Origin of the sequence: Streptomyces sp. NPDC005408 (genome assembly GCF_040606445.1) — a bacterium.
Lineage (GTDB): Bacteria > Actinomycetota > Actinomycetes > Streptomycetales > Streptomycetaceae > Streptomyces.
In genome coordinates this window covers 50,505-68,302 of the sequence record NZ_JBEXEX010000011.1, presented here as the reverse complement: position 1 = coordinate 68,302, position 17,798 = coordinate 50,505, and the positions used below count along the sequence as shown (strand labels likewise).

The following is a 17,798-nucleotide window of genomic DNA, read 5'->3' as shown; positions in this document are numbered from 1 at the left end:
ATCCCTCGTACGTCCCGCATGCGGCCGCCCTTGAACTCCATACGGAGCGCTTCTTGACGCACGTCGACAACGACGGGCGCAGCGACCACCAAGTCCAATTCCGCGTCCGGCGACCCGGTGCGCGCTACAGCCACCGCCGCCGTGTGGTGAACAGGGCGTGCCCGGCTTCCCGCGCGACTTCCAGGACGACCGGTGCCAGTTGTCCGAGGTCCATCGCCTGCGTATCGCCGCTGAGCGAGAGCGCGGCGGTGGCCGGACCGCGTCCCCGCAGTGGGGCCGCGACGCAGGAGATCCCCGTCAGGGATTCCTCGTTGTCCATGGCCACCCCGTGCCGTCGGCGGATTCGTGCCAGTTCGTTGTGCAGGCCGGCGGTGGTGCGGATCGAGCGTGGTGTGCGTACAGGCAGCCGTGGGCGGTAGGTGGCGTCGATGTGGTGCGGATCGAGTGATGCGAGGATCGCCTTGCCCACTGCCGTGGTGTGCGCTGGCATGCGGCCGCCGAGCCGGGTGGGCAGGTTGGCGGCGAACCGCCCGCCCACCTTGTCCAGGAAGACCACTTCGCGCCCGTCGAGCACCGCGAGGTGGCCGACGAATCCGGTCCGTCGGCACAGTTCGTGCAGCAACGGGCCGACGACGTCCCGGACCTCGCTGTGACCCGCGGCGAGACCGCCGAGCTCGAGCGTGCGCATGCCGAGGCGATAGCCGCCGGCCGAGTGCCCGAGCCAGCGCAGCCGGATCATCTGGTCGAGGATGCGATGCAGGGTGGAGCGCGGCAGGCCGGTGCGCTCGGCAAGTTCCAGCAGGGACAGCTTGGGTGTACCGGAATCGAAGGCGTCGAGGATGAGCGTCATCCGCTCGATCATGGTGTTCGGGGCCAGGGGCTGTGGCCGAGCCGGAGCCACGGCGGTCGGGCCGCCGTCCTGCCTGACAGGAGAGCTGCCCACGTACGCGTCGGCTGTAGCCGGGACCGTCACCTTCCACCTCCGCTTGGTGGTTGACGCTGAAGTTGCCTGGCTAGCGGTATCGCAGGTTCCGTGAAACAGGAAGAGCTATGACAGGCCGTCGGCGGCGGATCTGGCGTCCGTCGCTGTGTCCCACTGAGTGGGAGTGGCGTAGTCGCCAGCCGGGATCGGGCCTGCTTGTCGACGTGGTGTCGGGGACAGTGCTGGCACAAGCCCGTTACCGAGACCCGCACCTGCCCCGCTGTGAAGTGAAGCCGTCGACGCCTGCGGAGGACCTCCATGTCTGAGAAAGCGACCTCTCGCATCGCCTTGCGTCGCCGTGCGTTCGCCGGGACGGGTGCGGTCGCGCTCCTGATCTGCCTTCCGCCGGCGGCCACGGCGGCCACGGCGGCCGAGCCCGGTGCCGGTGAGGAGGGCTGTCCGGTGACGGCGACCGCGCAAGGCGTTCAGGTGATGGTCAGCGCGAGCGACAACACGTTGCTGCAGGCACCGACGGGTGTGGGCGTTCCGGTCGCGCAGGCGTGTGTCGACCACGGTGTCGAGGAGTCGACCGGGTTCGCCGCCAACCCATATCCGGGGGAGACGGTCGTCTCGGCGCCCGCTCTGATAGGCAGTCAGACGGGACAGTCGATTCCCGGCTACCCGGCGTACGCGACCTCCCGCTATCCGTCAGCCACGAATGCCGAGAGCGGACAGCAGGGCCACACGCTCAGCTCGCACAGCGACAAGGACTCCACACGCGCGCAGGCGCGTACGTGGCTGGGGCAGGAGGGCGCCGCGTCGGGGGAGACCACCGCGCTCGCGACCGCGGCGGTGGATCCGGTACGGCGGGTGAGCAGTGCGTCGGCCACCTCCGACACCCAGCCGATGACCCTCAACGGTGTGCTGCGGCTGGGCCGGATACGCAGCCTCGCGACCGCGAAGGTGGGTGCGGACGGCAAGCTCGTACGCGACTCACAGCTGACCGTCGGCCGCACCGAGGTCGCCGGTCAGGTCGTGGAGATCACCACGGACGGGGTGCGGGCCGTCGGCCAGAAGGGGCCCGCCCTGCCGGGGGGCGATCCGGCCAAGGCGCTCGAGGCCGCGGGCGTTCGGGTCCGGTATCTGGGAGCGGAACAGTCCGGGCGGGGCGTCACCTCGGCGGCCGTGGAGGTTCTCGTACGGCAGCAGGACACCCAGTCGGGCGCGGTCTACACCGTGCACTACACCTTCGGCGGCGCGTTCGCCGCGGCCGCCCCGGTTGAGCAACCACCAGGTGGTGGCGCGGACTTGCCCCCCGTCGAGGCGCCACCCCCGGCCGCGGGCGGCGTCGGCGGCGACGCGGGTACTCCGCTGGAGCCGCAGGACCCGGCGCCTGGGGGACAGCCGGGTGAGGAGCCGCCTGCACCGGGCGACAACGCCGCTGCCCCGCCGAAGGACCCCTCGTCCGCAGGACTGATCGGCAACCCGGTCGATATGGGTTTGACCGGTCTCTATCTCGTCGTCGCGTTCGCTGCCGGGGCCACGTTCGCCTTCGGAACTCTGCTGCGCCTGTTGGGAGTGAGGACTCGATGGACATCGTGACCCGGGTACGCAGTCAGTGGGACCGGCTGACCGCGGCGGCGACCGCTGTCGGCGGAGCCGTGGTGCTGGTCAGCGGCTGGCGAGGGGTGAGCGGGACTGCGTACGTGGCCGAACAGGTGCCGTACGTCATCAGCGCGGGGATCGGCGGACTGTTTCTGCTCGGTGTCTCGTCCGCCCTGTGGCTGTCGGCCGATCTGCGCGACGAGTGGCGCAAGCTCGACCGCATCGAGCGGGCCATTCGGGCTTCCGGTGAACTCGGTGCGGTCGAGGTCGGCGCGGCCCCAGTCGGCCGCGACCGCACCGTCGACCACGACCGCACCGTTCTGCTTCCGTCGGCCGAGGAAGTGTCGTGACGGGAGCTGGCAGGCGCGCGGAACCGTGGCAGGACCGCGACGTCCTGATCGTCTGCGGCACCACCCTGGCCGGGTTCGCCCTGATCGTGACCGCATGGTTCGGCGCCGGTGGCACGGCGTCGGTGGCCCGGCAGACGGCGTGGCTGAACCTCGCGGTGGCGGGATTCGCGGTCTCCTCGATCGGCCTGTGCCTGTGGTTGCTGAGGGCACGGCGGGCGGTGGGGGACCGGCGTATCGCGCTGATCTCCCTTGCGCCGCGGGAGGAGCAGGAGGATCCGTACGAGGAGAAGCCGCTGCGGCGTGCCTCGTCGCAGCACCTGGTACGCGCGGCAGGCATGGTGAGGCTGCACCGTCGCGACTGCCCGCTTCTGACCGGCAAGGACGTGACTTTGGCCGCCGCTGAGGACGGCGAGCTGTGCGGGGTGTGTGCGCCATGAACGACTGGCTGCCGTTCGTCGTCATCGGGATCACCACCGGCTCGGTCTACGGGCTTGCCGCGATGGGACTGGTCCTCACCTACAAGACCTCCGGCATCTTCAACTTCGCGCATGGGGCGATCGCCGCGGTGGCCGCGTATGCGTACTACGAACTGCGGGTCGTGCGCGGGCTGCCCTGGCCGGTGGCGCTGGCGCTCGCCGTGGTCGTGGTGCCGCCGTGCATCGCGCTGGTCATGGAACGCATCACCCGGAGCCTCGCGGGAGCCACCCCGACCACGAAGATCGTCGCAACCGTGGGTCTGCAACTGGCCGTCACCATGGCCCTGGTCGCCCACTACGGCGGTGCCGGACTGGACTTCCCCGGCTTCCTGCCCACCGACACCGTTGAGCTGGTCGGCGTCAACGTCGGTGTCGACCAGCTGATCTCAGCGATGGTGGCCGCGCTCGGCGCGCTCGGATTCTTCGTGTTCTTCCGCGCCTCGTCGATGGGCGTGAGGATGCGGGCCGTCGTCGACGACCCGGCACTCCTTGAGCTGGCGGGCACGAGCGCGTTCGCGGTGCGGAGCTGGGCGTGGCTGATCGGATGCTGGTTCGCCGCGGTCTCCGGTGTACTGCTGGCCCCTCAGATCGGCCTGGACGCCCTCCTGTTGACGCTGCTGGTGGTGCAGGCATACGGGGCCGCGGCGGTGGGGCTGTTCTCCAGCCTTCCGCTGACGTACGCCGGCGGGCTCCTCGTCGGGGTGCTGGCGGCTGTGGCCACCAAGGCGGTGTCCAGCTCGCAGCTGCTGTCGGGGCTGCCGCCCGCGCTGCCGTTCCTGGTGCTGTTCGCCGTCCTGCTGCTGGCGGGCCGCGGCAAGCTGGTCGAAGTCGGCGGGCACCGCTCGGCGCCTGTGTCGCGGCCGCTGGTGAACAGCACAGTTGCGCGGGCGCTGGCCCTCGGAGCGGTCCTCGTGGCGTGCGTGGTCCCGTTCGTGGTGGGTGCCAAACTGCCGGTGTATTCCACCGCTTTGGTATTCGTGCTGGTCTTCTCCTCGCTCCACCTGCTGGTACGCACCTCGGGCCAGGTGTCCCTCGCGCACGCCGCTTTGGTCGCGGTGGGCTCCTCGACGTTCTCGCATCTCGCGGTCGGGGCCGGGCTGCCCTGGCTGCTCGCCGTACTGCTCGCGGGCGCGGTCGCGGTGCCGGTCGGCGTGCTGGTGGCCATACCCGCGATCCGGCTGTCCGGTCTGTATCTGGCCCTGGCCACACTCGGGCTGGGGATTCTGCTTGAACGGGTCGTCTACGGCTCGGAGTTGATGTTCGGGGCGACGAGCACACTGCCCGCGACGCGACCCGCCCTGTTCGAGGGGGACACCGCCTTCTACTACGTACTGCTGGCCTTCGCCGTCGCCGCGGCGCTGCTGATCGCGGTCATCGGACGGAGCAGGCTGGGGCGGCTGCTGCGCGCCATGTCCGACTCGCCGACCACGCTGTCGACCCTCGGGCTAGGAGTGAATGTCACCAGAGTCACCGTGTTCGCCATCTCGGCGTTCATCGCCGGAGTTGCCGGCGCGCTGCACGCCTCGCAGGGACAGTCCGCGAGCGGGGTGCCGTTCGTGTCGTACGCGTCGCTGACCTGGCTGGCGCTCCTGGTGCTCTGTACCGGTCTGCGGGCCGCCGCGCCGGTTGCTGCGGCGGCGCAGATGGTGATCGTCCCGGCGTACGTCACCAACGCGACCGTTGTCGCCTGGCTGCCGGTGGCCTTCGGCCTGGGAGCGCTCATGGTCGCCCTCCGCGAAGCCGGTGCTGCCGGACGCCGCAGCTCGGGTGCGGGAAGGGCGGAGCCGACGCAGACGCGAGCCGCCGAGCGCCTCGGCACGGCAGGTCCCGCCGCACAGCGGCTGCGGCTCGCTGCCGCACGGACCGTGCGGCGCGGTGAGCCGGCGCGGATCCGGGTCGGTGGCGGTCTGACGAGGGGAGCATCGCGGTGAGCCGGGGCGAGGAGGGGCCGGTGCAGGCCGGACTGCGGGTCGAGCAACTGACGATCCGGTTCGGCGGGAACACCGCGGTGAACGGGGTGTCCTTCGATGCGCCGCTCGGGCGGATCACCGGTCTGATCGGCCCCAACGGGGCGGGAAAGACGACGACGTTCAATGCCTGCTCCGGGCTGCTGCGGCCCTCGGCAGGCGCGGTCCATCTCTTCGGCCAGGACATCACCGGCCGCCCGCCCTCGGCGCGCGCACAGCTGGGCCTTGGCCGGACCTTCCAGCGGATGGACCTGTTCGACTCGCTGACCGTTGAACAGAACATCGCCCTCGGCCTGGAGGCGCGCTTCGCGCGCAGCCATCCCGTAAGGCAGCTGTGGTGCCCTCCGGCCGAGCGGAAGGCGGTGCGCGCCGCCACCGAGGAGGTGCTGGAGCTGTGCCGGCTGGAGGATCTTCGCCATGCGCCGGCGGCTTCGCTGTCGACCGGGCAACGCCGTCTGGTCGACCTCGGCCGGGTGCTGGCCGGCGGGTTCTCGCTGCTGCTGCTCGACGAACCGTCGTCGGGTCTGGATACCGCGGAGACCGAACGGTTCGGTGCGATCGTGACCCGGGTCGTGGCCGAACGAGGCTGCGGGGTACTGCTGGTCGAGCACGACATGGCGCTGGTGATGTCCGTCTGCGACTACCTCTGCGTCCTCGATTTCGGCGAGCTGATCTTCCAGGGCACCCCGGCCGAGGTACGGGCCAGCGAAACAGTGCGCGCCGCGTATCTGGGATCGGAGGCGGCGTAATGCTGGAGTTGCAGGGCATCAGCGCCGGTTATGGCGATACACCTGTACTGCGCGATGTGTCGCTGTGGTTGCCGCCCCGCTCGGTGGTGGCGCTGCTGGGACCCAACGGAGTGGGTAAGACGACGCTCCTTCGGGTCGCCTCCGGCCTCCTCGCGCCCAGTTCGGGACGGATCCGCCTGGACGGCCGGGACCTGACCGGAAAGCCCCCGCACGTCCTGGCCCGGCACGGGGTCTGCCATGTTCCGGAAGGACGCGGGGTGTTCCCGACCCTGACGGTGCGGGACAACATCCTCATCCAGGCCGCAGGCAAGGATGTCGGCGAGGCGATCGAGAAAGTGGTCTCGGCCTTTCCGGTTCTGGGGCACAAACTCCGCCAGACGGCGGGGTCGCTGAGCGGCGGTCAGCAGCAGATGCTGGCGCTGGCTCACGCGTACGTCGCCGACCCCGCCTATGTCCTGCTGGACGAGGTGTCCATGGGCCTGGCCCCGGTGGTCGTGGACGAGATCTTCGGCTTTCTCGGCGAGCTCGCCGCTTCCGGATGCGCGCTGCTTCTCGTCGAGCAATACGTCACCCGCGCACTGGAGTTGGCGGACTACGTCTATCTCATGAACAGGGGACGTACCGAATTCGCAGGGGAACCCGGCGAACTGGACGGCGCCCGGCTCATGGAGCAGTACCTGGGCGCGCACACGTGATGGAGGAGACCGTGACCCCACCCCGAACCCGCAGAGCTCTCGCGGCCATGGCGGTGTTGAGCCTGGTGCTCTCCGCCTGCGGCAGCCGGCTCGACCACGACACCATTGTCCGGGCCGGCTCCGGCGGCGGCCGGTCCGGAAGCGGCGCGGTGGCCGACGAGAACCTGCCGGGAACGGACGGGGCGGGCGAGGGACAGACCGGGGACGCCGCTGCGGGAGACAAGTCCGGGCAGGGTAGCGGCGCGGCAGGTGCATCGGGCCAGGCCGGAGCGGGAGGGGCCGGCGGCACCGGCGGGAAGGGCACGTCAGGCGGCAGCGGTGCGGGCCGCGGCGGGGGGCCCATCGTCATCGGCAGCGTCGGCACCTATTCGGGACCGGGGGGTGTCGCTTTCGCGCAGGGGCCGCGCGCCCTGCAGGCCTGGGCGGCGGCCACCAACGCCGCGGGCGGCATCAACGGCCGCATGGTCAAAGTGATCGTGATGGACGACGGGGCCGATGCCGCCAAGGGCCGCAGCCAGGTGCAGGAACTGGTCGAGCGGCACAACGTGGTCGCGATCGTCGCCGCGATGACCACCACCCACACTCTCGCTGCCTGGAAGGGCTACGTCGAAAAGAAGAAGGTCCCCGTCGTCGGCGGAGACTGCTCGACCACCGCGTGGACGAACAGCCCTGTGCTGTTCAGCCAGTGCCCCGGCACGAACTCCCAGATGGACGGGCTGGCGAAGGTGGGCGCGACGTACGGGAAGGGCAAGAAGATCGGCGGCCTGTTCTGCACCGAGAGCGATGCCTGCGCACACGCGGAGGACCGCGTGTTCGGGAGCGGCCGGGCGGCTGAGCGTTTCGGCCTCGACCCGGTCTACCGTGCGAAGATCTCGCTCACCCAGCCCGATTACACCGCCGAGTGCCTCCAGGCACGCAACGCGGGCGTGGAGCTGATGCTGGTCACCGGAGACCCGAACACCGTGGCCAGGGTGGCCTCGTCGTGCCGCCGGCAGAATTTCAGCCCTCAGTTCCTCCAGCCCTCGGCCACTGTGGGGGCGGACACCGCGGCCAAGCCAGGTCTGTCGAATGTGCTGGCCTCGATGGCCGTCTTCCCCTTCACGGGTGTGTCGACGCCCGCCTTCGGAGAGTTCGACGCCGCGTGGAGGAAGTACGGAGCCAAGGCGCCCGGACCCGCGGCCGCGCAGGGGTGGGCGTCGGCGAAGGTGTTCGAGAAGGCGGCGCGCGGCGCGGGCGAGATCAGCAGGGCCGGACTGATGAAGGAGCTGTACACCTTCCGTGGGCAGCGATTCGGCGGCCTGACCGTCCCGTTGACGTACGTCAACGGGCGGGGAACCGCCGACACGCGTTGCGCCTTCTTCATGCGCGGGTCGGGCGGCGCGTGGACGGCACCCCTGGGCGCTCGGCCGGTGTGCTGGTGAGCCGTCGGCGGGCAAGGGCGCGCAGTTCGCAGCTGTGGTCCCGGGCGCTGGCGGGCCTCGTGGCCGTCGGTGCGACGGGCGGCATGGCGACGGCCACCGTATGGCAACTGGCAGGCCAGTCCCCGGCGATGGCTGCGCCCGTTGCGCCCGTGGCGGCCGACAGGGGAGGCGGCACCCCGCCGCTGTATCCCGAGCCGCCACCGGCCATGCTGTACGTCCCCGAAACGCGCCCGGTGCCCTGGAACACCCCGTCCGCGGCCAAGGCAGGCGGCCGGGGCGGGTTCGTGGCGCCGCGCCTGCCCGCCGCGTACGGGATTCCGGGCCGGGTGCTGGCCGCCTACCGGGGCGCGGTACGGACGTTGGCCCGTACGCAGCCGGGGTGCGGGCTCGAAGTTGCGCTGCTGGCGGCGATCGGCCGGGTGGAGTCCGGCCACGCCCGCGGCGGCGACCTGGACGCGAACGGCGTGACCCGAACTCCCATACTGGGCCCCCGGCTGGACGGTGGCCCCGGTGTCATGGCCATCCGCGACACCGACGGCGGTGTCCATGACGGCGACCGCGTCTGGGACCGTGCCGTGGGTCCCGCCCAGTTCATCCCCTCCACCTGGCGCCGCTGGGGATCGGACGGCAACGGCGACGCGGCGGCCGATCCGCACCAGATCGATGACGCCTGGCTGGCCGCCGGGCGCTACCTCTGCGCGGCGGGGGGCGACCTGCGGGGAGGCGACGGTCTGCGGCGTGCGGTCCTCGCCTACAACCACTCCGAGGACTATCTGCACCTTGTGCTGAGCTGGATGCGCGTCTACACCGGCTACATCGTGCCGGGCGCAGCAGCGGCGCCTGACCGTGCGTCATCTCAGCAGCGGGGCGAGCCCTCGTCGAAGGGCCGTCCATCGCCGAAGCCCGGCGCCTCGCCTGCGAAGCCGGCGCCGACAGCGCCTCCGGCCGACAAGGACCCGTCCGCCCCGACCGGCCCACCCGACGCATCCGAACCGGCACGGCCGAGGCCTGCGCCGGGGTGGCCACTGCCCGTATCCACTGTGCCGATCCCGCCGCCGGGGGGCTCCGGCCCCGGCGGGCTCGCGGCGCCCTGACGTTGGAAGCCGGCGACCGCGAGTGACGCGCCGGCCGCCAGGGGGAGGGGCCGGCACGCCACTGAGCGTTCAGGCCTGCTGCTGGACGATGTTAACCAGCCAGGTGATGCCGAAGCGGTCCGTACACATGCCGAAGACGTCGCCCCACATCTGCTTCTCCAGCGGGACCGCGACCGTGCCATCGGCGGAGAGCTTGTCCCAGTAGCCGCGCAGTTCGGCGGCGTCCTCCCCGCTCACGCTCACGGAGATGTTGGTCCCGGGCTTGTAGTCCATCTCCGGCGGGGTGTCGGAGGCCATGAGTGTGAACCCGCTGTCGGTCTCGAGCATGCTGTGCATGATCTTGTCAGCGGCGTCTCCGGCTGCCTCCCTGCCGAAGTCGCCGAATGTGTTCACCGTCAGGGTGCCGCCGAAGACACCCTTGTAGAACTCCATGGCCTGCCGGGCGTCGCCGTCGAAGGCGATGTACGGGTTGAGTCGAGAAGGCACGACGCGTTCCTTTCGTGATGAGACGTCAGGTCTGGAAGATTAGGCGGTGCCCTGCCGGTGACCGGGGCGACTCCCCGACCGTCGAGCGTCGGCCTGATTCCGCCTGCCACGCCGTCCGGAACAGGCGACGACAGCAGCGCGGCGCGGCGCTCGCGGCCCGACGGGATGCCGACCGCCGGACGACCGGCGACCATGGAAGTGCACCGACTCGTACGGGAGCCGCACGCCAGGGAGGCGCCAGTGGCGCACACCTACGCAACGGACGTACTGGTCGCAGGAGCCGGCCCGGTCGGCCTCACCGCGGCCGCGGAGCTGCGCAGGCGGGGAGTCTCCTGCCGGATCGTCGACCGGCTGCCCGCCAGGCTGCCGTACGCCAAAGCCGTGGGCATCCAGCCGCGCACCCTGGAGATCTGGGACCGGGTGGGCCTGGTCCGGGCCGCACTGGACGCGGCCGTCCCGATGCGCGGGCAGCTGATGTACGTCAACGGCGCAGAGCAGCCCCGCATCGACCTCGTCCTGCCGCCCGAGGTGCCGTACGGCTTCGCCGCGCTGCCGCAGTACGAGACCGAGCGCATCCTCGACGAGTTCCTGACGCGGTACGGGACCCGGATCGAGCGCGGCACGGAACTGGTGTCGTTCGCCCAGGACGCCGATGGGGTGACCAGCCGCCTGCGTACCCTCTCCGGTACGGAGGAAGAGCTACGGACCCGGTTCCTGGTGGGCTGCGACGGCGCGCACAGCGTCGTCCGCAAGGGGCTCGGGCTCACCTACGAAGGTGGCGCCTTCCTCGAGGAGTACATGCTCGCCGACGTGGAGGTCGACTGGGACCTCCCGCACGGGTACGCCGTACGCGCCATGCACCGGGACGGCGACGGCGCGATCGACGACCTGCTGGTCTGCATCCCGCTGCCCGGCACGGGCCGTTACCGGATGTCGATGCTCGTACCGCCCGAGCTCTCGACCGCGCGGCAGACCGAGGCCGCGGCCGCCGGGGCGTCCGACGGGGTGGCGCACGGCCTGGAGGGCGGCCGGGCCCCCGCGCTCCCCGACATCCAGGCCGTCCTGGACCGGCTGTCGCCGCGGCCGACGACCGCCTCGGCCATCCGCTGGGCCTCGGTTTTCCGCATCAGCCACCGGATCGTGGACCGGTACGCCGACGGCCGGATCTTCGTCGCCGGGGACGCCGCGCACATCCACCCACCGACGGGCGCCCAGGGCATGAACACCGGTATCCAGGACGCCTGGAACCTGGCCTGGAAGCTCGCCCTGGCGGTCGAGGGGGCCGCCCACCCCGGCCTGCTCGCGAGCTACGACGCCGAACGCCGGCCGGTCGGCGAGGAGGTCGTCGGCCGCACCGTGCGGCACGCCGCGGCGGGAATCCAGGCCGACCGCGCCGACCCGACGACCCTGATGCTGCGCGAGGCACAATTGCTCGTCTCCTACCCGGGCAGCCCGATCGTGGATCCGCCCGGCGACGGCCCGGGACCTCGCCTGGGCGACCGGGCCCCGGACTGCGGCGGCATCACCGGGCAGATCGCCGCCTACCCGCTGCGCCTGTACGACCTGCTCCGGGACCGCGGACACGTACTGCTGCTCTACGGGCACGAGTTCGGGCACGGGTTCGACGAACTCGCCGAGACGGCGCGGGAGTCCTCCGGAGGCCGGGTCGAAGCCTGCGTGGTGCTCGAAGCCGACGCACCGGCCGACGCGCACCGCCTGCCGGCCTACCGTGACACCCGTGGCGAGTTCGCCCGCCTCTACGCGGCGGAGTCGCCGACGGCCTTCCTGATCCGCCCGGACGGATACCTCGGCGCCCGTCTCTGCCCGCCGGCCCCGAAGCCGCTGGCGGCCCATCTCGCGGTCACCTTCGCCGCGAACGCCCAGGGGTGATCCCACTCAGGCGGACCGGCTGTTGCAGCTACCGGCGGAACGCCGCTGCCCTGACGGTCGTCAGGGCCCGGGGGTTCCGCTACTGCTCGGGCTGGGGCAGGTGGGCCTTGGCGTCGTCGTAGGTTGCCTGGCCGGCTGTCTCGGCGGGGGCGTCCCCGCCCGGGCCAGGCCCCGACGGCGGACGTCGCATTGATCGCGCGCTCTGTACATGGCCGACCGCCGTTCGTCCTGCCGCCCAGATATGACGGTCTTCGCAACCGAAGCGCGGATCAGTGCTTGGTTGCGCCTCCGTTCTCCAAACCGGCGCTATTTGGGCACCCAGGTGGCAACTGGACGGATTTCGGATGCCTCAGCTGCGCCCGGCCGTCACTCTTCGTCCTCCTCCTCGTATTCCTCTTCGCCCTCGTCGTAGCCCTCTTCCTCGCCTCCCCCGTACTCGTCCTCCCCTTCCTCCCCTTCGTCCTCCAGCGCCTCCTCATGGCTGCGCACTACCTCGCTGTCGCGGATTTCGCCCCGCCAGCCCTCGGCTTCCTCGTCGGTGAGCGTGACGTACCGCTGGAAGTTCTTGAAGTCGAGGCGCATGCGGCGCCCTTGGGCACGCCAGAGGTTGCCGGTCTTCTCGAAGAACCCCGAGGGGTAGTACTCGACGACGAGCACGATGCGGGTGAGATTGGGCGCCAATTCGTGGAAACTCACGCAGCCACGCGTTGTGCCCTTTGCGCCCTCGGAGGTCCATACGATCCGGTCGTCCGGCAGCTGCTCTTGAACAGTGGCTTGCCAGCTGCGAGTCGACGGGCCCACCTTGGCCTTCCAGTCGCTGGTGGTCTCGTCCTTCTGCGACACACTGCGGACACCCTTGGTGAAGCTGCTGAACTCCTCGTACTGGGTCCAGTGGTCGTAAGCCGTGCGGATCGGCACGCCCACGTCCAGCGATTCGACGAGGTTGGTTGTCTTGGTGCTGCCGGACTTGCGACCGCCTCCACCACCCAGCAGATTCTGGGCCTTGTCCACCACATTGTCCTTGAGGCCCTTGGCTTTCGCGCCGAGGAGCGCCTTCAACGGGGAGCCGCCCTTGAGAAGGCCCGCGCCGGGAAGGGGGCCGCCGTTCTCGGCGGCGTCGAAGAGTTGGTCGGTGACGTCCGCAAGCTTGTCCCCGGCTTTGTCCGCCAGGAGCTCTGTCTGAGCGCTCAGGTAATCGACGAGCTCCTCGCGCAGCTGCTGGAGGCCTGAGGTTTCCTCTGTCTTGGCCATGACCTACCTCCGCCGTGCGGCCGTCTTCTTGGCAGCCGTTTTCTTCGCGGGAGCCGACCTACTGGATGTGGACTTCCTCGGGGTCGCCTTCTTCGCCGTTGCCTTCCTAGCGGCCGTCTTCTTGGCCGGGGGTGAGGATTTCTTCGCGGTCTTTCTGGCGGGCGTTGCCTTCCTCGCCGGGGTTTTCTTCGCGGCGGTCCGCTTCGCCGGAGCTGTCTTCTTCGCCGGGGCGGCCTTCTTCTTGGCGGCGGCCTTGCGGGGAGCGGGTCTGGCTGTCCGCCTCTTCGCTGCGGTACGGGCGGTGCGGCGGCGCCGCGGCGGCTCCTCCTCCGGCGTCTCCTCTTCCTCTGGCTCCTCTTCCTCCGGTTCCTCTTCGTCCTGGTACTCCTCCTCGTCCTCGGGCTCCTCTTCCTCCACCAACTCCCCTTCTGCCGGCTCCTCTTTCTCCGGCTCCTCCTCGTAACCCTCCTCGTCTTCTGCGTGCTCCTCGTCCTCGTCCTCGTCCTTCTCGCCGAGGTGGAGGGTGCGTTCGCGTAGTGAACCCGCCAGTTCGCCGAGGCGGCGATCGGCGGTGGCCACCAGGGCCTGGCGCCCTGCGTCCAGCAGTTCGCCCCGTGCCTGGTCCTTCAGGTCCGCGACCTGTGGAATTTCCCCGAGTTTGCGCAGTCCTTCCGTGGCCAACTGCTGAGGATCGAGGCCGAACCGGCGGCCGGCGATGTAGGTCGCCATGGCGAAGGCGAGTCGGCCCTTCTTCGCGCGTCCGAGCACGTAGCCGCCCGCGACCGCGGCCGCGAGTGCGATCTTGGTCGTGTCATTCATGGACCGGTCCCTTCGGGAAGGACACGGCACCTGACTGTGGGTCAATGCGCCCTGCCCAGACCGTGATTGAAGAAGAGGCGGAACGCATGGACGTATCGCACAGCTCGCTGCGTCCCTGGCTGCCGCATCCGCTCATCCGGCGGAGTCTCAGTGCGAGTGCCCACGCCGATGCGGGGTATGTACCTAAATGGTGAAAATGTAGATTTATGCATCGAATGTGACTCCGATCCGACCACCGGAGAGACCATGGCCGCAGCAGAACCCGCCAAGCGGCGGTCCAGCGGTAGCCGCAGCACCGGCCGGGGCAGCTCCAGTGACTCCACGCGCCTCTCGGGCAAGGACAAAGCGGCTTGGGCCATGCGTTCCGCGGCGAAACAGCTGGAGGAGTTGCTCGGGCGTGCCCCCGAGTCGGTCTCGTCACTGAAACCGACCGATGACGGGTGGGAGGCCGAGGTGGAGGTTCTGGAGTTGGAACGCATCCCCGAAACCACCAGCGTGATGGGCAGCTATCGAGTGACGCTGGACAAGGAGGGCGACCTGGTGGCGTATGAGCGAACGCGTCGCTACACCCGTGGACAGATCGACCGGCGGGGCTGAGACCCACAGCCGGTGAAGGGAGGCGCCATGACCGTGGTGCCGCAAGGCGGAGGCAGTGTTACCAGAGGCGGAGGTACCAGCAGCCTCTACGACGTACTCGAGCTCATTCTCGATCGCGGACTCGTCATCGATGTCTTTGTCCGCGTGTCGTTGGTGGGCATCGAAATTCTGAAGATCGACGCGCGAATAGTCGTGGCCAGTGTCGACACCTATCTGCGCTTTGCCGAGGCGTGCAACCGGCTCGATCTCGAAGCCGGCAGCAAGCAGCCGGCCCAGCTGACCGACATCGTGGGTGATTCGGTGGAAAGCGGAGCCAAGGGCAAGACCAAGGGTGCCCTCACCGGCGCCGTGGAAGCGGTCACAGACTCCCTCAAGGGCGTCGCCGACCGTGACCGCGACGAGGGCGAGGAGGAGGGCGAGGAGGAGGGCGCAGGGGAGGAACAGGAACCCGTGGAGAGGCGACGGCGGCCGGCTCGGCGGAGCACCCGTCGTGAGCGGGGTTCGCCCCGCGAGAAGGAGTGAGCCATGGGCGTTTACATCTACTCCATCACCGAAAAGCAGCACCCGCTGCGTCTGGACGGTCTCAGCGGCGTCGGGGAGCCTTCAGCGGCCTTGCGGACAGTGAGCGGCGGACTGCTGGCCGCGGTGGTCAGCGACGCTCCGGACGATCTGCGTCCCAAGCGACGCGACCTCAGCGCGCACCAGGAGGTCCAGGACAGGCTCATGGCGGACGGCACCGTGCTGCCCCTGCGATTCGGCCTCATGGCAGAGAACGACGAGGCCGTCCGGATCGCCTTGGAGGAGCGTGCGGACGAATTCACGGACAGGCTCAAGGCGCTGGAGGGTTGCGTTGAGTACAACCTGAAGGTGGGGCAGGAAGAGGACGCGCTGCTGCGCGAGATCCTCGAGGAGTCAAGCGAGGCGCGGGAGCTCAACGACGGCATCCGCAACGGAACCGCGGGCCCCGAGGCACCTGTCGCGCTCGGTGAGCTGGTCGCCCGAGAGGTGCAGGCGCGCCAGGATGCCCTGGCCGCGGGGGTGATCGAGGCGCTGCGCCCGTTCGCCCGGGAACACGACTCCTCCCAGCCGTCCGGAACGGACTTCCTCAATGTCTCCTTCCTGGTGGCTCACGATCAGGACGAGGGCTTCCTCACCACGGAGTTGAGCGTCGCCAATCAGATGGGCGACGAGTTCCAGTTCCGGCTCAACGGCCCCCTTCCTCCGTACAGCTTCGTCTGAAGGAATGAATCCCCATGGGCCTGCTGACACAGCTCCTCACCCTCCCCCTGGCGCCGGTACGCGGCGCGGTCTGGGTGGTGGACCGCGTCCTGGAAGCAGCCGAGAACGAGTACTACGACCCGGCGCCGGTTCAGCGTGAACTCGCCGAGCTCGAACGGCAACTTGTCGCGGGGGACATCGACGAGGAGACGTTCGAGCGGCGCGAAGACGAACTGCTCGACCGGCTCGAGGAGATCAGGGCCTTTTGGCAGAGCAGGCAGCCCTGACCCGGCACGAGGGAACATGAGGCCATCACCATGACTGAACCCCTGGCCAACAGGCTCGGCAACTACCCGTCCAGAGCGGCCCCGCCGTACGGGCAGGGCTCCTCCGCCAACCTCGCCGACATCCTTGAGCGGGTGCTCGACAAGGGCATCGTCATCGCGGGCGACATTCAGATCAATCTGCTCGACATCGAGCTGTTGACCATCAAACTCCGCCTCCTCGTCGCCTCGGTCGACAAGGCGAAGGAAATGGGCATCGACTGGTGGGAGCACGATCCTGCTCTGTCCTCCCGGAGCAGGGGCGAGCCGTCGCTCGCCGAGGAGAACCGGCGGCTGCGGGCCGAGATCGATGCGCTGAGGCAGGGCGGGGAGCTGCCTGAAGGTGAGGAAGAACCACGGGCCGACCGTCGTCGGGGGAGTACCCGCGATGAGTGACCTCGTCACGTACGCCTACGCCGTGGTGCGCAATGCAGCCGGGCTGGACGAGTCCACCGCCGTGCTGACAGGCGTCGCCGATGCCCCTGTCCATCTCGTGACCGGGACGCAGAGCGACGAAATCGTGCTCGTCGTGAGCCCGGTGCCCGTGCAGGACTTCCACGAAGACGCCCTCAAACGGCATCTCGAAGACCTGGAGTGGCTGGAGGCGGTCGCCCGCGCGCACAACCGCGTCATCGACGCCCTGGCCACGCGCACGACGGTCCTTCCCCTGCGCCTGGCGACCGTGTACCTCGACGACACCCGGGCGCGTGACGTCCTGGACGGCGGACGTGACGACTTCCGGGAGCGTCTGGCGCGGCTCGCCGAGCATGTCGAATGGGGCGTCAAGATCTACGTCGACCCGTCCATGGCGCCCGCCGCTCCGGAGCCCCCTGCGGCGGCGGGCCTCACCCCCGGGCGTGCGTATCTCCGCAGCCGCAGGAAACAGCAGAGTGTCCGGGACAGCGCCTACCGCGCGGCCGAACAGGCCGCCCAACGGGTCCAAGCCGTTGGGCGCGCGTATGCCGCCGGCCGGGCCTGCCACCGGGTCCAGCAGGGCCCCCTGGCCGACGGGGTCGGCGGGAACGTCGTCAACGACGCCTATCTGGTGCCGCGGAACCGTACCGAGGAGTTCCGGTCCGAGGCGGAGCATGCTGCCGACGGGCTGGAGGGTGTGCGCGTGGAGGTCACCGGCCCATGGGCGCCGTACTCCTTCGCCATGCCCGCTCAAGGATCCGGCGGCGCGGCGGAAGGCGTGAGCTCATGACCGCGCCCGGCCCGCCGTGGGCGGTGGAGCCGCTGCCGGACCGGCAGGTGGCACTCATCGATTTGCTGGACCGCCTGCTCAGCGGCGGGGTCGTAGTCACCGGTGATGTGGTCCTGTCCATTGCGGACATCGACCTCGTACGTATTTCGCTTCGGGCCCTGATCGTCTCCATCAGCTCCCAGAATCCGTCGCCCTGGACAGGTACGAGCCCGTCGGGAGGCGGCCATGACGGCTGAGGAGACAGGTGGGCCCGCACGCCGCATCGAAGAGGTCGCGGACGCCGCCGCCCGCGCCTTCAGGCTGCTGCCTGCCGCACCTCGTGACCTTCCGTCCCCCGGTGAACCCCGGCGCACCCCGGCACACCGGATCAGCGCCGACCCCGACACCGTGGAACGGGATCTGATCAAGCTGGTTCTCACTCTGGTCGAGCTGCTGCGTCAGCTCATGGAGCGCCAGGCGCTGCACCGGGTCGATCAGGGAGACCTCACCGAGGCGCAGGAGGAAAGGCTCGGGGCCACGCTCCTTGTCCTGCATGAGCGCATGAGCGACCTGTGCGGCCAGTACGGGCTGTCCATGGCGGACCTCAATCTGGACCTCGGGCCGCTGGGGACGCTGCTGCCGCCGTCGGACTGAGGCCGTCGACAGGCTCTCGCTTACGCCCCTTGATGAACTGCCGTCACCAGAGCCCATGTCGGCGGGCTCCGGTGACGGCTGACGCTCCGTGTGCTTGT

21 protein-coding genes are annotated in these 17,798 nt (G+C 69.9%); 17 read left to right on the top strand and 4 right to left on the bottom strand.

Going from position 1 to position 17,798, the window contains the following annotated elements; translation table 11 throughout:
- Positions 1-124: 124 nt before the first annotated feature.
- Complete coding sequence (locus ABZS64_RS13545) at positions 125-850, bottom strand: IclR family transcriptional regulator (RefSeq protein ID WP_355827686.1); 726 nt, start codon at positions 848-850, stop codon at positions 125-127.
- 390 nt (positions 851-1,240) lie between these two features.
- Between ABZS64_RS13545 and ABZS64_RS13540 the strand changes: the two genes are divergently transcribed.
- The 8 genes from ABZS64_RS13540 to ABZS64_RS13505 are packed head-to-tail and all read left to right on the top strand — an operon-like array spanning position 1,241 to position 9,279.
- On the top strand, positions 1,241-2,524 hold the full coding sequence (locus ABZS64_RS13540) for a hypothetical protein (RefSeq protein WP_355827683.1): 1,284 nt from the start codon (positions 1,241-1,243) through the stop codon (positions 2,522-2,524).
- Positions 2,512-2,877 carry a hypothetical protein gene (locus ABZS64_RS13535; protein ID WP_355827681.1) on the top strand — a complete coding sequence of 122 codons (366 nt, stop codon included), beginning with the start codon at positions 2,512-2,514 and terminating at the stop codon, positions 2,875-2,877. Before ABZS64_RS13540 ends, ABZS64_RS13535 begins: the two co-directional genes overlap by 13 nt.
- Positions 2,874-3,314 (top strand): hypothetical protein, encoded by a 441-nt coding sequence (locus ABZS64_RS13530; protein ID WP_355827678.1) that lies wholly within the window; start codon positions 2,874-2,876, stop codon positions 3,312-3,314. The genes ABZS64_RS13535 and ABZS64_RS13530 overlap by 4 nt, the downstream gene beginning before the upstream one ends.
- Positions 3,311-5,284 (top strand): ABC transporter permease, encoded by a 1,974-nt coding sequence (locus tag ABZS64_RS13525; protein WP_355827675.1) that lies wholly within the window; start codon positions 3,311-3,313, stop codon positions 5,282-5,284. The genes ABZS64_RS13530 and ABZS64_RS13525 overlap by 4 nt, the downstream gene beginning before the upstream one ends.
- A complete protein-coding gene (locus ABZS64_RS13520) occupies positions 5,281-6,069 on the top strand; it encodes an ABC transporter ATP-binding protein (protein ID WP_355827672.1) in 789 nt (262 codons plus the stop codon). Before ABZS64_RS13525 ends, ABZS64_RS13520 begins: the two co-directional genes overlap by 4 nt.
- Positions 6,069-6,764 (top strand): ABC transporter ATP-binding protein, encoded by a 696-nt coding sequence (locus ABZS64_RS13515; RefSeq protein ID WP_355827669.1) that lies wholly within the window; start codon positions 6,069-6,071, stop codon positions 6,762-6,764. The genes ABZS64_RS13520 and ABZS64_RS13515 overlap by 1 nt, the downstream gene beginning before the upstream one ends.
- An 11-nt stretch (positions 6,765-6,775) precedes the next feature.
- A complete protein-coding gene (locus ABZS64_RS13510) occupies positions 6,776-8,185 on the top strand; it encodes an ABC transporter substrate-binding protein (protein WP_355827666.1) in 1,410 nt (469 codons plus the stop codon).
- Complete coding sequence (locus ABZS64_RS13505; protein WP_355827663.1) at positions 8,146-9,279, top strand: lytic transglycosylase domain-containing protein; 1,134 nt, start codon at positions 8,146-8,148, stop codon at positions 9,277-9,279. The genes ABZS64_RS13510 and ABZS64_RS13505 overlap by 40 nt, the downstream gene beginning before the upstream one ends.
- A gap of 69 nt (positions 9,280-9,348) precedes the next feature.
- Here the strand turns inward: ABZS64_RS13505 and ABZS64_RS13500 are convergent, their stop codons facing one another.
- Positions 9,349-9,765: a VOC family protein gene (locus ABZS64_RS13500; RefSeq protein WP_355827660.1), complete on the bottom strand. Its 417-nt coding sequence runs from the start codon at positions 9,763-9,765 to the stop codon at positions 9,349-9,351.
- Positions 9,766-10,005: 240 nt separating this feature from the next.
- On the opposite strand from ABZS64_RS13500, the gene ABZS64_RS13495 reads away from it, so the two are divergent.
- Positions 10,006-11,655, top strand: coding sequence for an FAD-dependent monooxygenase (locus ABZS64_RS13495; protein ID WP_355827963.1), 1,650 nt, complete (start codon positions 10,006-10,008; stop codon positions 11,653-11,655).
- A 366-nt stretch (positions 11,656-12,021) separates the two neighbouring features.
- Here ABZS64_RS13495 and ABZS64_RS13490 read toward each other — a convergent pair whose 3' ends face one another.
- Positions 12,022-12,906: an SRPBCC family protein gene (locus tag ABZS64_RS13490; protein ID WP_355827657.1), complete on the bottom strand. Its 885-nt coding sequence runs from the start codon at positions 12,904-12,906 to the stop codon at positions 12,022-12,024.
- Positions 12,907-12,909: 3 nt separating this feature from the next.
- On the bottom strand, positions 12,910-13,725 hold the full coding sequence (locus tag ABZS64_RS13485; protein WP_355827653.1) for a histone protein: 816 nt from the start codon (positions 13,723-13,725) through the stop codon (positions 12,910-12,912).
- 246 nt (positions 13,726-13,971) lie between these two features.
- On the opposite strand from ABZS64_RS13485, the gene ABZS64_RS13480 reads away from it, so the two are divergent.
- The 8 genes from ABZS64_RS13480 to ABZS64_RS13445 are packed head-to-tail and all read left to right on the top strand — an operon-like array spanning position 13,972 to position 17,700.
- Entirely contained in the window at positions 13,972-14,322 is a 351-nt protein-coding gene (locus ABZS64_RS13480; RefSeq protein ID WP_355827650.1) for a gas vesicle protein, read from the top strand.
- A 27-nt stretch (positions 14,323-14,349) separates the two neighbouring features.
- Positions 14,350-14,844, top strand: a complete 495-nt coding sequence (gvpJ, locus tag ABZS64_RS13475) for a gas vesicle protein GvpJ (protein WP_355827647.1) — start codon at positions 14,350-14,352, stop codon at positions 14,842-14,844.
- 3 nt (positions 14,845-14,847) lie between these two features.
- Positions 14,848-15,561: a GvpL/GvpF family gas vesicle protein gene (locus tag ABZS64_RS13470; RefSeq protein ID WP_355827644.1), complete on the top strand. Its 714-nt coding sequence runs from the start codon at positions 14,848-14,850 to the stop codon at positions 15,559-15,561.
- Between the two features lie 14 nt (positions 15,562-15,575).
- Positions 15,576-15,827: a gas vesicle protein GvpG gene (locus ABZS64_RS13465; RefSeq protein ID WP_355827641.1), complete on the top strand. Its 252-nt coding sequence runs from the start codon at positions 15,576-15,578 to the stop codon at positions 15,825-15,827.
- A gap of 30 nt (positions 15,828-15,857) precedes the next feature.
- Complete coding sequence (locus ABZS64_RS13460) at positions 15,858-16,259, top strand: gas vesicle protein (protein WP_355827638.1); 402 nt, start codon at positions 15,858-15,860, stop codon at positions 16,257-16,259.
- A complete protein-coding gene (locus tag ABZS64_RS13455) occupies positions 16,252-17,067 on the top strand; it encodes a GvpL/GvpF family gas vesicle protein (protein WP_355827636.1) in 816 nt (271 codons plus the stop codon). Before ABZS64_RS13460 ends, ABZS64_RS13455 begins: the two co-directional genes overlap by 8 nt.
- Positions 17,064-17,303, top strand: coding sequence for a gas vesicle protein GvpJ (gene gvpJ, locus ABZS64_RS13450; RefSeq protein WP_355827633.1), 240 nt, complete (start codon positions 17,064-17,066; stop codon positions 17,301-17,303). The genes ABZS64_RS13455 and gvpJ (ABZS64_RS13450) overlap by 4 nt, the downstream gene beginning before the upstream one ends.
- Positions 17,293-17,700 (top strand): gas vesicle protein K, encoded by a 408-nt coding sequence (locus tag ABZS64_RS13445; RefSeq protein WP_355827631.1) that lies wholly within the window; start codon positions 17,293-17,295, stop codon positions 17,698-17,700. The genes gvpJ (ABZS64_RS13450) and ABZS64_RS13445 overlap by 11 nt, the downstream gene beginning before the upstream one ends.
- The last annotated feature ends 98 nt before the right edge of the window (positions 17,701-17,798 follow it).

What these genes read in the sequence shown, in the direction of transcription:
- ABZS64_RS13545 (WP_355827686.1), bottom strand. Translation starts at nt 850, where the DNA reads ATGACGCTCATCCTCGACGCCTTCGATTCCGGTACACCCAAGCTGTCC.
- ABZS64_RS13540 (WP_355827683.1), top strand. Translation starts at nt 1,241, where the DNA reads ATGTCTGAGAAAGCGACCTCTCGCATCGCCTTGCGTCGCCGTGCGTTC.
- ABZS64_RS13535 (WP_355827681.1), top strand. Translation starts at nt 2,512, where the DNA reads ATGGACATCGTGACCCGGGTACGCAGTCAGTGGGACCGGCTGACCGCG.
- ABZS64_RS13525 (WP_355827675.1), top strand. Translation starts at nt 3,311, where the DNA reads ATGAACGACTGGCTGCCGTTCGTCGTCATCGGGATCACCACCGGCTCG.
- ABZS64_RS13515 (WP_355827669.1), top strand. Translation starts at nt 6,069, where the DNA reads ATGCTGGAGTTGCAGGGCATCAGCGCCGGTTATGGCGATACACCTGTA.
- ABZS64_RS13490 (WP_355827657.1), bottom strand. Translation starts at nt 12,906, where the DNA reads ATGGCCAAGACAGAGGAAACCTCAGGCCTCCAGCAGCTGCGCGAGGAG.
- ABZS64_RS13485 (WP_355827653.1), bottom strand. Translation starts at nt 13,725, where the DNA reads ATGAATGACACGACCAAGATCGCACTCGCGGCCGCGGTCGCGGGCGGC.
- ABZS64_RS13480 (WP_355827650.1), top strand. Translation starts at nt 13,972, where the DNA reads ATGGCCGCAGCAGAACCCGCCAAGCGGCGGTCCAGCGGTAGCCGCAGC.
- gvpJ (WP_355827647.1), top strand. Translation starts at nt 14,350, where the DNA reads ATGACCGTGGTGCCGCAAGGCGGAGGCAGTGTTACCAGAGGCGGAGGT.
- ABZS64_RS13470 (WP_355827644.1), top strand. Translation starts at nt 14,848, where the DNA reads ATGGGCGTTTACATCTACTCCATCACCGAAAAGCAGCACCCGCTGCGT.
- ABZS64_RS13465 (WP_355827641.1), top strand. Translation starts at nt 15,576, where the DNA reads ATGGGCCTGCTGACACAGCTCCTCACCCTCCCCCTGGCGCCGGTACGC.
- ABZS64_RS13460 (WP_355827638.1), top strand. Translation starts at nt 15,858, where the DNA reads ATGACTGAACCCCTGGCCAACAGGCTCGGCAACTACCCGTCCAGAGCG.
- ABZS64_RS13455 (WP_355827636.1), top strand. Translation starts at nt 16,252, where the DNA reads ATGAGTGACCTCGTCACGTACGCCTACGCCGTGGTGCGCAATGCAGCC.
- gvpJ (WP_355827633.1), top strand. Translation starts at nt 17,064, where the DNA reads ATGACCGCGCCCGGCCCGCCGTGGGCGGTGGAGCCGCTGCCGGACCGG.
- ABZS64_RS13445 (WP_355827631.1), top strand. Translation starts at nt 17,293, where the DNA reads ATGACGGCTGAGGAGACAGGTGGGCCCGCACGCCGCATCGAAGAGGTC.